This window comes from Acinetobacter brisouii CIP 110357, from assembly GCF_000488275.1.
Classification (GTDB): Bacteria; Pseudomonadota; Gammaproteobacteria; order Pseudomonadales; family Moraxellaceae; genus Acinetobacter; species Acinetobacter brisouii.
On record NZ_KI530764.1, the window covers coordinates 147,488 to 160,555 of the forward strand.

At 40.3% G+C, this 13,068-nt stretch carries 10 protein-coding genes and 4 pseudogenes; 8 read left to right on the forward strand and 6 right to left on the reverse strand.

Annotated elements, in window-relative coordinates; translation table 11 throughout:
• Positions 1 to 5: 5 nt before the first annotated feature.
• From P255_RS13765 to P255_RS13785, 5 genes are all read left to right on the forward strand, one after another.
• Positions 6 to 2,000: an acetyl/propionyl/methylcrotonyl-CoA carboxylase subunit alpha gene (locus tag P255_RS13765; protein ID WP_004898222.1), complete on the forward strand. Its 1,995-nt coding sequence runs from the start codon at positions 6 to 8 to the stop codon at positions 1,998 to 2,000.
• Positions 1,997 to 2,899, forward strand: a complete 903-nt coding sequence (locus P255_RS13770) for a hydroxymethylglutaryl-CoA lyase (protein ID WP_004898220.1) — start codon at positions 1,997 to 1,999, stop codon at positions 2,897 to 2,899. Before P255_RS13765 ends, P255_RS13770 begins: the two co-directional genes overlap by 4 nt.
• A gap of 86 nt (positions 2,900 to 2,985) precedes the next feature.
• Entirely contained in the window at positions 2,986 to 3,693 is a 708-nt protein-coding gene (locus P255_RS13775; RefSeq protein WP_004898218.1) for a CoA transferase subunit A, read from the forward strand.
• 2 nt (positions 3,694 to 3,695) lie between these two features.
• Positions 3,696 to 4,367 (forward strand): CoA transferase subunit B, encoded by a 672-nt coding sequence (locus tag P255_RS13780; protein ID WP_004898216.1) that lies wholly within the window; start codon positions 3,696 to 3,698, stop codon positions 4,365 to 4,367.
• Between the two features lie 800 nt (positions 4,368 to 5,167).
• On the forward strand, positions 5,168 to 6,067 hold the full coding sequence (locus tag P255_RS13785; RefSeq protein ID WP_004898215.1) for a LysR substrate-binding domain-containing protein: 900 nt from the start codon (positions 5,168 to 5,170) through the stop codon (positions 6,065 to 6,067).
• A gap of 107 nt (positions 6,068 to 6,174) precedes the next feature.
• Here the strand turns inward: P255_RS13785 and P255_RS15255 are convergent.
• The 3 genes and pseudogenes from P255_RS15255 to P255_RS15260 all read right to left on the reverse strand — a co-directional run.
• A pseudogene (locus P255_RS15255) lies at positions 6,175 to 6,387 on the reverse strand (IS6 family transposase); the annotation flags it as partial.
• A 160-nt stretch (positions 6,388 to 6,547) separates the two neighbouring features.
• Complete coding sequence (locus P255_RS13790; RefSeq protein ID WP_004898213.1) at positions 6,548 to 7,597, reverse strand: MBL fold metallo-hydrolase; 1,050 nt, start codon at positions 7,595 to 7,597, stop codon at positions 6,548 to 6,550.
• A gap of 89 nt (positions 7,598 to 7,686) precedes the next feature.
• Positions 7,687 to 7,812, reverse strand: a pseudogene (locus P255_RS15260) (recombinase family protein); the annotation flags it as partial.
• 936 nt (positions 7,813 to 8,748) lie between these two features.
• On the opposite strand from P255_RS15260, the pseudogene P255_RS13795 reads away from it, so the two are divergent.
• A pseudogene (locus P255_RS13795) lies at positions 8,749 to 9,449 on the forward strand (IS5 family transposase).
• Between the two features lie 107 nt (positions 9,450 to 9,556).
• On the opposite strand, the gene P255_RS13800 reads toward P255_RS13795, so the two are convergent.
• Positions 9,557 to 9,883: a thioredoxin family protein gene (locus tag P255_RS13800; RefSeq protein WP_004898207.1), complete on the reverse strand. Its 327-nt coding sequence runs from the start codon at positions 9,881 to 9,883 to the stop codon at positions 9,557 to 9,559.
• Between the two features lie 131 nt (positions 9,884 to 10,014).
• On the opposite strand from P255_RS13800, the gene P255_RS13805 reads away from it, so the two are divergent.
• Positions 10,015 to 11,007: an NAD(P)H-quinone oxidoreductase gene (locus P255_RS13805; protein WP_004898206.1), complete on the forward strand. Its 993-nt coding sequence runs from the start codon at positions 10,015 to 10,017 to the stop codon at positions 11,005 to 11,007.
• Between the two features lie 320 nt (positions 11,008 to 11,327).
• Here the strand turns inward: P255_RS13805 and P255_RS15590 are convergent, their stop codons facing one another.
• Positions 11,328 to 11,477 carry a PAS domain S-box protein gene (locus tag P255_RS15590; protein ID WP_212749315.1) on the reverse strand — a complete coding sequence of 50 codons (150 nt, stop codon included), beginning with the start codon at positions 11,475 to 11,477 and terminating at the stop codon, positions 11,328 to 11,330.
• Positions 11,478 to 11,744: 267 nt separating this feature from the next.
• On the opposite strand from P255_RS15590, the pseudogene P255_RS15390 reads away from it, so the two are divergent.
• A pseudogene (locus tag P255_RS15390) lies at positions 11,745 to 11,865 on the forward strand (DDE-type integrase/transposase/recombinase); the annotation flags it as partial.
• Between the two features lie 317 nt (positions 11,866 to 12,182).
• Here the strand turns inward: P255_RS15390 and P255_RS13815 are convergent.
• Positions 12,183 to 13,055, reverse strand: a complete 873-nt coding sequence (locus tag P255_RS13815) for an MBL fold metallo-hydrolase (RefSeq protein WP_004898201.1) — start codon at positions 13,053 to 13,055, stop codon at positions 12,183 to 12,185.
• Positions 13,056 to 13,068 lie beyond the last annotated feature (13 nt).

A 13,068-nucleotide genomic window follows, 5' to 3' on the forward strand; every position in this document is an offset into this window, starting at 1 on the left:
AGGATATGTTTGAGAAAATTTTAATTGCTAACCGTGGTGAAATTGCCTGCCGTGTCATCCGTACCGCAAAAAAACTCGGAATCGCCACAGTGGCTGTGTATTCTGATGCCGATGCACAATCGCAACATGTCAAATTAGCTGATGAAGCTGTACATATTGGGCAAGCCCCTGCAACACAAAGTTATTTACAGATCAATCGGATTATTCAGGCGGCACTAGACACTGGTGCACAGGCCATCCATCCGGGCTATGGTTTTTTGTCCGAAAATGACCAGTTTGCCCTTGCTTGCCAGAAAAATAATATCGTATTTATTGGCCCGCCAGTGGATGCGATTTTGGCAATGGGCTTGAAAGCGACCTCGAAAGCGCTGATGGAAAAAGCTGGTGTACCTTTAACCCCAGGCTATCATGGGGACAATCAGGATGCTGCTTTTCTCAAAGCACAGGCTGACCAGATCGGTTATCCCGTATTGATCAAAGCCAGTGCCGGCGGTGGTGGTAAAGGCATGCGTCTTGTGGAACGTGCTGAAGATTTTTTGAGCCACCTTTCCTCGTGTAAAAGTGAAGCCAAATCCAGCTTTGGTAATGATGATGTGTTGATTGAACGTTATGTGCTACAGCCACGTCATATTGAAGTACAAGTATTTGGTGATACCCATGGCAACTATGTACATTTATTTGAACGTGATTGTTCAGTACAGCGCCGCCACCAGAAAGTGCTGGAAGAAGCACCTGCACCACAAATGCCATCCAATAAACTGGCCACCATGCGTCAGGCTGCAATTGATGCGGCACGTGCCGTAAATTATGTGGGTGCGGGTACGGTCGAGTTTATTGTCGAGCAAGATGGTACAGCGTATTTCATGGAAATGAATACGCGTTTGCAAGTTGAACATCCAGTCACGGAAATGATCACTGGTGAAGACTTGGTGGAGTGGCAACTGCGCGTTGCCTTTGGAGAACCGTTACCTAAACAGCAACATGAATTGCAGATTCATGGTCATGCCATTGAGGCACGTGTTTATGCCGAGGAGCCAGGAAAGGGCTTCTTGCCTGCTATAGGTAAAATCAGCTACCTACACTATCCGGAGCAAAATGCAGCGATTCGTGTTGATAGTGGAATTGTTGAAGGTGATGAAATCACGACCTATTATGACCCGATGATTGCCAAATTAATCGTTTGGGGCAAAAATCGTGAGGCTGCACTGATACAGATGCACCATGCCTTAAGTCAGTTTCATGTCGATGGCTTGGGCAATAACATTGCTTTTCTGGATCGTTTAGTACTCAGTAATTCTTTTAAACAAGCAAAATTAGACACTGGTCTCATCCAGCGTGAGCATAATTTCCTATTCAATATAGCGCTAAAGATTGATGCCAAACTGGTTATTTTTGCTGCATTTATTGAATTGTTGACACTGCTTAAGCAAAACGCACAAAGCGTTTCAACAGTCTGGCAGGCACAGCCACTTTGGCGCTTAAATGTCCGTAGTCAGTATCAGATCGAATTGAAATATGGCCCTGAGACCATCAAAGTACAGTTTACTGTCGAAGATGAAGGTTTTACTGCCCAGTACCAGCAACAATCCTACAAGATTTCGGGTCAATTGCTGGATCAAAATACTGTACATGTACATCTGGATAACCAACAACAAAAATTGGCCTTCAGTCAGCAAGATCACCATCTCACCCTGTTTAAATCAGGTCAAAGTTATCAGTTTGAATATATCAATCCAGATTATGCTCAGGAAGAAAGCGGAACAGATGATAGTAACCTGAAAGCGCCTATGCCGGGTGTGATTACCCAAGTGTTATTTACCGCAAATGATGAGGTAAAAAAAGACGACGTGTTAATGACACTGGAAGCCATGAAAATGGAATACTCAATTCGAGCACCCAGTGATGGCATGATCACCTCTGCTTACTTCCAAGTGGGAGACCAAGTCAAAGCTGGAGATGAACTTTTGGAATTCCAGCCTTTTGAGGAGGCTGTGGCATGAGTAAATTTGTCAAAATTGTCGAAGTCGGGCCGCGTGATGGTCTGCAAAATGAAAAACAGCCTTTAACGATTGGTCAACGCTGTAACTTGATTCTTGATTTGATGAAAACTGGTCTGCGTTCAATTGAAGTTGGCTCTTGTGTTTCTGCCAAATGGGTGCCCCAGATGGCACACAGTGATGAATTATACGCCATGTTACCCCAAAATACGGATATCAGCTTTAGTCTGCTCACGCCGAATATCAAGGGGTTCGAAGCGGCCAAAGCAGTTAATTGTCAGGAAGTTGCTGTGTTTACCGCAGCATCAGAAAGCTTTACCCACAAAAACATCAACTGCTCGATTGCTGAAAGTTTTGACAAGTTTGCCGATATTTTTCAGGCTGCCAAAAGCAGTAATATCCGTGTGCGTGGCTATGTCTCTTGTATGGTTGACTGCCCTTATGAAGGTGCGATTGATCCTCGTCAGGTTGCACAGGTGGTGAAAAAACTCTATGAGATGGGCTGCTATGAAGTTTCTCTCGGAGATACCATTGGCACAGCAACCCCAGATCGGGTGAAAAAAGTCTGGCAGGCTTGTCTGGCTGAACTCGATGCTTCGGTGCTGGCTGGACATTTCCATAATACCTATGGCATGGCCATCGCCAACATTTATGAATCCTTGCAGCATGGTATCAGGGTGTTTGATTCCTCAATTGCCGGATTGGGCGGCTGCCCTTATGCCAAGGGAGCATCAGGAAATGTGTCTACCGAGGATCTATATTATCTGCTCTCGCATATGGGATTTGAAACTGGGCTGAATCTAGAAGCGCTGATGCAAGCTAGCCAGAATATTAGTCAGGTGCTACAGCGAGACAATCCATCCCATTATGCCAATGCTTACTGGCAAACTCGCTGCGCTTAAACAATACGGTTTCGTACTCATAGCCATTATGGATGAGGAAATGCTCAGCATGATGCTGGAACAATAAAATAAGTAGAGAAAACAATATGTCAAATAAAGTATTTCAAAGTGCCGCAGATGCACTCCAGGACATTGTGAAAGATGGACAAACATTTGCCGTGGGTGGTTTTGGCTTATGCGGGATTCCAGAAGCCTTGATTGCTGCCTTAAAAGAAACTGGTGCCAAAGAACTCACCTGTATTTCCAACAATGCGGGTGTCGATGGCTTTGGTTTAGGGCTTTTACTGGAAACCAAACAGATTAAAAAAATGATTTCATCGTATGTCGGTGAGAATAAAGAGTTTGAGCGCCAGTATTTAAGCGGCGAACTTGAGGTTGAACTGACGCCGCAAGGCACACTGGCAGAAAAACTGCGTGCTGGCGGTGCAGGTATCCCGGCTTTCTTTACTCAGACTGGGGTGGGCACTTTAATTGCGGAAGGTAAAGAAGTGCGTGAATTCGACGGCAAAGAATATATTCTAGAAAATTCTTTAACCGCAGATGTGGCGCTTGTCAAAGCTTATAAAGCAGATAAAGCCGGTAATCTGGTATTTCGTAAAACCGCACGTAATTTTAACCCGATGTGTGCCATGGCAGGAAAAGTGACTGTGGCAGAAGTCGAGCAACTGGTCGAAATTGGAGAATTGGACCCAGATGAAATCCATTTGCCAGGTATTTATGTCAATCGCATTATCGTGAATGCGCGCCCTGAAAAACGCATCGAACAAATGACTTTAAAAGCGGAGGTTGTGTAATTATGTCTTGGACTCGTAATGAAATGGCACAACGTGCCGCACAAGAACTGCAAGATGGATTTTACGTCAATTTGGGGATTGGTCTGCCTACTTTGGTCGCTAACTATATTCCTGCCAACATGAATGTCTGGTTACAGTCAGAAAATGGTTTACTCGGCATCGGCGAGTTTCCTACTACTGAAACGGTAGATGCCGACCTGATCAATGCGGGTAAACAGACGGTTACTACGTGTCTGGGTGCTTCATTTTTCTCCAGTGCAGAATCCTTCGCCATGATCCGTGGTGGGCATGTCAATATCGCAATTCTGGGTGCCATGGAAGTCTCTGAAACTGGTGATCTGGCGAACTGGATGATTCCGGGTAAAAAGGTCAAAGGCATGGGAGGTGCAATGGATTTGGTGGCTGGCGTACAGAAAGTCGTCGTTTTGATGGAGCACTGTGCCAAGGATGGTACCCCAAAGATCGTCAAGCAATGCAGTCTGCCTCTCACTGGTAAATCTGTGGTTAGCCGAATTATTACCGATCTGGGTGTGATGGATATTACTGCTCAAGGTGTTGAGTTGATCGAACTTGCGGATGGCGTGAGTTTTCAACAGATTCAACAAGTTACCGGTGTGCCATTAATTAATAAATGTCAGACCCATCATCTGCATGCACAAGCCGTCTGTGTTTAAGTACCATCGACAAAAAATAGCTGAAACTTGCCGCAAGTCTTGCCTAAGCACATGCCTTGCGGCCCAAAATAAATCATGGATTGATTACACAAAACATGCCATATGTTCGGTCAACTGATCAAAATAAAAACGACTAAATATGTTAAATAAACTAATAAAAACAGCTAATTAAATTTAAAAAGAAATGCCTAAAAAATCAAAAAATAGCTGATTTTCAACATGATCAACAGAGACAATTCGCTGTTTCGGCCCCCTGTATAGACTGGTTTTGAAGGAGAAAATTTAGCTTTAAACATAGTCCGTAAGCAAAAGCTCAGGGCTTATTGTGTTATGCGGCGTGCTTGATAAATGCCAGAATATCGTCAATGTTCTCGCATGATCTAAAAAGCCAGCTAGGTATTCTTTGGCTCGCTATTGATTATATGATCTGCGGCCGAATGGAACATGATCCAATGATTAAACCGAAATGGATGATCTAAATGAAAAAAGCCCAGACATCCTGCCTGAGCTTTTTCCGTATTTACGTTTAGGGTCAACTCCTGTCATCCCTCACGATCCTGATGCGAGAACTTATTATTTTTTTTTGATGTTCCGGAACGTCCTGTTCCTCAATGAATTCAGAATAAGAAATTTGACCTAGCTTGAATATGAGACATTCTCCTATATGCTTGTGAGATATAGCTTACAGCACTAAAAAAGACATGTAATAATATAAATATTCGATACAATCATTCTCCCAAATGAATGTATTTCGAAATTTTAAATTAAGAAAAGCATATTGTGATTATGGAATAATTGACATGTTTAAGCTAGACAGCAAACTTCTTGAGATTTTTTATTATATTTACAAATATAAGAACGTTTCTGCGGCGGCTGAAACATTGGGGCTGAGTCAGCCAGCAGTGAGTAACTGTCTCAATAAAATTAGAACACATTTTAATGACCCGCTATTTTTGCGTGTGGGCAATGAAATGGTACCAACCGAGTTGGCTAAGCAATTATTTTCTCCGATCAGTGAAATTATTGGCAAGATTGAAAGTGTAAATAATTTTAAAGTTGATTTTACGCCGAATCAGTCTGATCAGTTATTTAGTATTGCCATGACCGATGTGTCACATCTAGTGTTATTGCCAAAGCTCGCCAAATACTTAAAACAATATGCTCCCTCTATTCGATTAAAAGTTCGCCCAATCAGTCGTGAAACCAGCTACCAGATGGCAAATGGTGAAATTGATTTAGCGATTGGCTTTTTACCAGAGTTTGATCAAGGCTTTTATCAGCAACAATTATTTTCCCAATATTATGTGGTAATTAGCCGCAAGGATCACCCACGAATTCAATCTGACCATCTCGATATTGAAACCTATATTCGGGAATCGCATGTCGATGTGGATACCAGTATTGGTCATTATCACATTGAAAATGAATTAATCAGCCGAGGTCTGAAGCGTAATATTTTAATGACCTTGCCAAGTTATCTGGGTGTTGGACTGGTTGTACAGGAAACTGATGCTATTGCCACGATTCCTTATTATCTGAGTGAGGTTTTACTCTCGCGGGGTAATCTGAAAATATTACAAGCCCCCTTAGACTTCCCGACTTATCCTGTACGCCAATACTGGCATACCTCTTGTCATCATCAGAGCAGTAACCAGTGGTTAAGAAAAGTCATATTTGATTTATTCAGCGAACTTCCTTAGCTAGAAATTCATGCTATTGAAATTATTAAAAAATGTGAGGAGTTCGCAGCGAAACGTGATCATTTTTATACATTGATCAATTAAAGGATAGAAATAAGACCAGCGCTCAGATCTGTCGAATTACGCCAATACCTGCGTAAGCGTTTTTTCATTTCAGGAGCATAACATTGAATTGAATCCAACGATAAAAGTGGTGTGATCAACATTCACACCACTTTCGGCAAGCATTTCCTGAAGTTCACGATAACTCTGCCATATTTATAATACCAGCGCACAGCCCAAAGAATAATTTCACCCTGAAAATGTCGAACATAGTTCATATATCGAACCGTTAGCTAAAAAATGATTTAGCTGACCATCAAAAGCCTTTTGCAGCAGTTTCACAAAAACAGGGCGCTTTACATCACATTTATTCACATAAAAAACTTTGTTTTCTTGGCTTAGTCATTGTCTAGATCGAAATAAAGATCGCTAGCAAAGTTAAGGTGTGTAAGTATCTATTTTAGTAGGCGTTAATAGAAAACTCATTAAGTCTCGACCCACGACTAATGGACCTTGATAATTTACCTTGGTACGTTGGATTAACACCTCATCAGGAATACCAATTATTTTAGATGAAACTCCATTTACAATGTGACTATATACTGCCAGTTTAGGTTTGGTTTGATTAAAAATTTCACCTGCCTCTCGAGGATTAGTATGATGAGCATACACTTGTGGCACGGCATGAGTATCTTGAAACTCGGCGACTTCATGTATCAATAAATCAACACCTTTGCCGTATTTAAGTATATTCGCAGTGGGAATTGTATCGCCACTGATCACGACTGAACGTCCAGCATAATCCACTCTATAACCTAGCGCAGGCCGAATAGCACCATGATGGTCATGTTCAACTTTAAAGGCTGTAACGACTACGCCATTTTGATTAAAAACAACACCGCCTTCTTCAGGAAATTCATGAGCAACAATATTAGTCATCTCTTTTTTTAGCTCACCATCGGCTACCCTAACTCGAATGTCATCTGCATGAGCGATCTTCAAGCCTTCTACTAAAGCAACGACGCCAGTTGGCCCATATACATTAAAGTCACCTTGACGACCGCCAAAAGCAGGGATATAGCCTGTCATCCACATATCACTAAGACCATTGACATGGTCGGAATGATAATGAGTTAAAAAAACGCCATCTATCTTTCCTAACGGTATACCCGCCTGGGTTAAACGAATAACGGCTCCCCGCCCTGCATCAAAAACCAGATTATAGCCTCCAGCTTGTACCAATGTGGACATACCAAAACGCTGTTCACTCGGGACTGGGCTACCTGTTCCCAATAAAGTGACACGCATTTCATCTTTATTGGGAGGAATATGAGCAGGATGGGTACTAGCAAGGTGCAAGTATTCATGATTACCCGTTACTGTTTTAGTCCCGTCTTGTGAAACAAATGTATGGGTATGAGCACAAGCAGTAAATAGTAACGGTAGAGTAAGACCATAAGCTGCTGTTAATATTGTTTTTTTATTCATAACTTTTCCTTGTTTAGCCCTTAGATACAGAGTCTAAAAATACTTTATCATCAATTGTATGATTTATTCAGTCGTAACTTTCAATTGGTTCACTGGTTGACTTTTAAGTACCGATATACCGCCTGCCGACTAATTCCAAAAGCCTTCCCCAAAGCAGCCTTCGAACTATATTTCCCTTCTACCCATGCCTGACGTAAAGCATTCGCCTGATCGGGTGGACTGTTCCCGGTCTCCTATCCTATTCAATCACTCTAAATTCTTCACTGGATTGTTATCGTTATTTTAAAGGTTATCCTCATTTGATAAATAGCATTTCAAATGACCATTAAGACATATTTAAAAAAAATTAAATCATATCTATTTATTTCTTTACTATAAAGAAAAAATAATTTTATAATTTTAAAAATAGATATCTTTATTATTGTTAGGATCATATGGATTTATATCTTGTTTCAATAGCTGTCTTAACATTGCTGTTCATTATTTTAGTACTTTCAATTTTTAATGATTGGAAGAGAGTTAGATTTTCTTTTAGAAAAGCTAAATCATCTAAAAAATTAATTAATTTCTTTATGAATTTTTTAAACGTTAAAAAATAAATACTAGGGCATCTCCTTATTTAGCTTTAAACTAAATAAAATGGACTGCTCACAGTGTTCTAGATACAAGACAGCCTCATTTTGAAGCTAGCTTAAAGGCTTTTAAGCATCATCCCAACCTTTAAACCAAAGCTTTTCAAGCATGATACATAGCTAAAACATTGATATTTAATATATTGATCTTTTATAGATTAAAAATAAATACGCATCATAGACGTATTTTAAATCGTATCTTTTTTAAAGTTTCCAGATGTTTCTATGAAAATTTAAATATATTATTACTATAAAAATAAATTAGGCGTATAATTCAAATTAATAGATATATTTGATGAGAGTTTTAATATCCACCTACCTATAAAGTATATTTTTTTACTTAAAAGGTATAATTGGTTTTCCAACTAAATAGTTTTTGAGTTTTAGACCTGTACCTTCCCCAAGGTGCAGGTTTTTTTTACGCGAACATTAGAAAAATAAAATAACTAGCTAATACTCTATAATGGCTTTGTTGCACAAAGCCGTTCGTAAGGTCTGATTCAGCAATATAATTTCCGAATGAAGACGCCTACACCTAAAATTTATCGTACAACCAATTGGTCCTCTTATAATCGAGCATTAATAAATCGAGGAAATATTCAGTTTGGTTTGATTCCAAAATTCAATGGTACGCTCAGCCAAAAGGCAAACATGGTCGAAATCAAACCTACTCCGATGCAGCCATTCAATGCTGTTTAATGATCCAATCATTATTTCGTCTTTCTTTACGCATGGTCACAGGCTTTGTACAAAGCCTGATTAAACTTTGTGGGTTAGATTGGATAGCACCAGATTATTTAACCCTTTACCGTAGACAAAAGCATATTGATATTCAAATTAACTATGAAAAGAGTTGTAAGGGATTACATCTACTCGTCGATTCCACAGGCTTGAAGTTTTTAGGTGAAGGTGAATGGAAGCACAAGAAACATCAGCCCGAATATCGTCGCCAATGGCGTAAACTTCATATTGGTATAATAGATGCTAAGACCCGGCAAATACGAGCAGTTCAGCTTACAATGAATAATGTCAGTGATTCGCAAGTCCTTGGGGATTTACTTGATCAAATTCCATTGGATGAGCAGATTGATTCAGGCTATCATCGCCGAAGTTTGATCGAAACCAAGATGCATTGCATCAAATTATTAGGAGATAAACTCACTGCAAGAAATTTTCAAAGCCAAGTCAATGAAATTCATGCACGTGTAGCAGTCCAGTAGACTGCTGAATGCGATATGTACTTTTTTTCTTGAGCAATCTCTAATGCATCTTTTAAAATTTCAGCTTCTCAGGCTATGATTTTGTAAAGACGGTGTATGAGTAGGATTTACTCGCCAGCCAGTGCTGTGCGGATGGCTTTTGCATAGCGTGCTAGGGATTGCAACCCCGCGATTCGTTCAATAATCACACCACTCTTAAAAAGTAGAACCGTTGGCAAACCATACACATTGTAGCGTAGCGTCACAATGGGTGCCTGATCGACATTCACCTGACCAAACTTAACGTCGTCAAATTGTGCAGCCAACTGCTGCAGACGTAAATTTAGTAGTCCACAAGACTCGCACCAAGGCGCATAAAAGCCAATCATGGCAACGCCTTCATAACGTTCAAAGTCAGAAAAATTATCTTCGTTATATTCTACGATGCTTGTCATGCATTACTCCTAATGACCCAATGGTGCCGAGATCTGATTTTGGATTATAACGGGTTCTGATGTGTTTTTTCCTGCCAGTGTTTATGTTTAAATCAGGGTTGAAAAAATAGAGCAAACAAGGAATCAAGTGAATGGCACAGGCACAAATGCAACAGGTTGTTATTACTGAACCGGGTGGTCCGGAAAAGCTTGCAATACAAACCACAGATATTCCAGTACCTGCAGCGAATGAAGTCTTGGTTAAAGTCCATGCTTTTGGTCTGAACCGTCCGGATATTCTACAACGTCAAGGTTTATACCCAATGCCGAAAGGCGTAACACCGGTGCCGGGACTAGAAGTGGCTGGTGTCGTGGAAGCGGTAGGCAGTGAAGTAAGCAAGTTTAAAGTGGGGGATAAGGTCTGTGGTTTGACCAATGGTGGTGGCTATGCCGAATATTGCGTGGTGCCAGCTAGCCAAACCTTGAGCATTCCGACAGGCGTCAGCTTTACTCAGGCCGCAGCGATTCCAGAAACCTTCTTTACAGTTTGGGCTAACCTGTTCCAGATGGGCAGGGCCAAAGTGGGTGAAACCGTGCTGATTCATGGTGGTAGCAGCGGCATTGGTACTACGGCTTTGATGTTATGTCAGGCTTTGGGTATCAAGACCTTTGCCACAGTAGGTTCACAAGACAAAGTTCAGGCGATTGCCCATTTGACGGATGCTATTAACTATAAAACTCAGGATTTTGAAAGCTATATCAATGAAAAAACCGACAATCACGGTGTTGATGTCATTCTCGATATTGTGGGGGCACCGTATTGGGAGCGCAATCTGAATTTACTGCGTAAGGATGGCCGCTTGGTGTATATCGCATTCTTGGGTGGTGCCAAGGTCAAAGATGCCAAACTGGGACCTATCATGATGAAGCGCCTGACGATTACCGGTTCGACCATGCGTGCGCGAAATATCGCAGAAAAAGCTGAAATTGCACAAGGTTTACAACAGCATGTATGGCCGTTATTGACTCAAGGGCAATGTTTGCCAATGATCTACAAAACTTTCAAGTTTGCAGCAATTCAGCAGGCACACATGGTAATGGATACTGGCGAGCACGTCGGCAAGATTGTGGTAGAAGTTATCTAAAACAGTTCAGGGATGAGTTAGTACAATCGAGATGTTCTTTAATGACCAACATTCTCCATTAGATTATGTGGTTATTCACTTTAAGCTCTTTTGTGCAACAGAGTCAGTAACATCACGAGCGATAGCAACACTTCCCTGCACATTTCCATCATGATCTTTGATTAAGGAAAAACTCATTTCTACATAGAGTTTTTTATCTACATCTTTATGAACTACTCGGGTTAAAGTGGGTTTGCCTGATAATTTCAGGCTTCCATTTTGGATAGCTGAGTGAAAGCCTTGCCAATGCGCTTTACGTGCACGCTCAGGAATGATCGCATTCAGACTTTGCCAAGTATTTCTGCTTTAGAAAATCCAAATAATCGGCTAGCAGCATCATTCCAGCGTTGAATATTGCCTTGATGATCTGCATAAATGACTGCATCGTTAGCTTGTTCTATAATTAATTCAGCTAGTTCATTGTTATTCATCATATAATTCCTTTTAATACAAAAACTTTACTGCTTAATGGATATGGCACAATCAATCTATTTAGGATAGTGAGCAAAACACGATTTGGTATGATCAGATCATCGCTAAAAAATAGAGCAATCACATAGCATTAGCCTGCTATACCATAATTAAATATATTTAAAATACATCTTTTTATGTAATATTTCTACTCACGAATGCCCTATTGTCTCAGAGCCGAGTACTGTTTTAAATTGAAGTTGCCACAGAGCGATATCTGTTCATAAGGAAAATGTCCACCAGACCTTGAGCACAGTCAAATTAAATACAAAAATAACGTGATCGAATGTGATTCATGGCAAGCTAAAGCGGATCATCAGGGCCACGTTAGGATTCAAATCTATGAAAAAGCTGTCGCTAAAACAGAGCATGGTCTATATAAAACTCAGGTGATTGAATCTTTGAAATCTGATTGGAGTGGTTGCTGATATAGGAGCTTGTTACATTCAACTGGGTAGATTAGTTCAACAAAAACCAGCTACATAGTGTAATTGAATATATAGCGATTTCAGTTTAAGGCAAAGTACAGTAATAAGATCAATGTTTTAGGTTAGCAAAATAACTTAAAAAATCAATTAAATTAAACAGTTAAAAAAATAAACAAGCTTCTCCTGCATCAACTGTAGGAAAAACTTGTTTATGGCATAAAGAGTGTTGAGTAGAGTTTACTTAAAATAATTGAGAGGAAGTTTTAAGTAAGATACACCATTGGCTTCTGGCTGTGGAAAGCGCCCCGCATTCATATTAATCTGAATAGATGGCAAAATTAGCTCTGGCATTCTTAAGGTTGCATCACGTTTTTGGCGCATTGTTACAAAATCTGCTTTTTCTGTGCCAGTACGAATATGAATATTAGACTGTTTCTGGGTTTTGATATCAGTTTCACAGATGTAGTCATGACGTGATTCAGGTAAATAATCATGACATAGGAAAACACGAGTGTCTTCAGGCAACTGATAGAGACTTTGTATGGAGTCAAATAAGGTCGCAGCACTGCCTTTAGGAAAATCACATCGTGCCGTTCCATAATCTGGCATAAATAAAGTATCGCCCACAAAAACAGCATCGCCAATCACATAACTCAAGCATGCTGGTGTATGGCCTGGGGTAGGAATATTATAGGATTTCAGGTTACCAATATAAAATTCTTCGTGATCATGAAATACATGATCAAAGGTCTGGAGAGCATTGAACTGTTTGATATCAATGTTATAGATTGAGCTGAAGGTTTCCTGTACCAGTGAAATCCGTTCGCTCATCGCGGTTTTACCACCAAGTTGCTGTTTCAAATACTGTGCTGCAGTTAAATGATCCGCATGTACATGTGTTTCCAGAATCCATTCAACCTGTAAGTTTTGTTCTTTAACATACGTTATAATTTGATCAGCATGAGTGGTAGACGTAACCGCTGAAGCTGCATCATAATCGAGAATGCTATCGATAATTGCACATTGTTTCGTGCTCGTATCTGAAACTACATAACTGAATGTATTTGTTTTTGGATCGAAAAAATCTTTTACCTTTGGTTTTGCGGACATCGCCTTACTCCTT

Bases quoted from the DNA above. Each gene is read 5' to 3' on its own strand.
- P255_RS13805 (WP_004898206.1), top strand. From the start codon at position 10,015: ATGGCACAGGCACAAATGCAACAGGTTGTTATTACTGAACCGGGTGGT.
- P255_RS13770 (WP_004898220.1), top strand. From the start codon at position 1,997: ATGAGTAAATTTGTCAAAATTGTCGAAGTCGGGCCGCGTGATGGTCTG.
- P255_RS13765 (WP_004898222.1), top strand. From the start codon at position 6: ATGTTTGAGAAAATTTTAATTGCTAACCGTGGTGAAATTGCCTGCCGT.
- P255_RS15590 (WP_212749315.1), bottom strand. From the start codon at position 11,477: ATGAATAACAATGAACTAGCTGAATTAATTATAGAACAAGCTAACGAT.
- P255_RS13815 (WP_004898201.1), bottom strand. From the start codon at position 13,055: ATGTCCGCAAAACCAAAGGTAAAAGATTTTTTCGATCCAAAAACAAAT.
- P255_RS13785 (WP_004898215.1), top strand. From the start codon at position 5,168: ATGTTTAAGCTAGACAGCAAACTTCTTGAGATTTTTTATTATATTTAC.
- P255_RS13780 (WP_004898216.1), top strand. From the start codon at position 3,696: ATGTCTTGGACTCGTAATGAAATGGCACAACGTGCCGCACAAGAACTG.
- P255_RS13790 (WP_004898213.1), bottom strand. From the start codon at position 7,597: ATGAATAAAAAAACAATATTAACAGCAGCTTATGGTCTTACTCTACCG.
- P255_RS13800 (WP_004898207.1), bottom strand. From the start codon at position 9,883: ATGACAAGCATCGTAGAATATAACGAAGATAATTTTTCTGACTTTGAA.
- P255_RS13775 (WP_004898218.1), top strand. From the start codon at position 2,986: ATGTCAAATAAAGTATTTCAAAGTGCCGCAGATGCACTCCAGGACATT.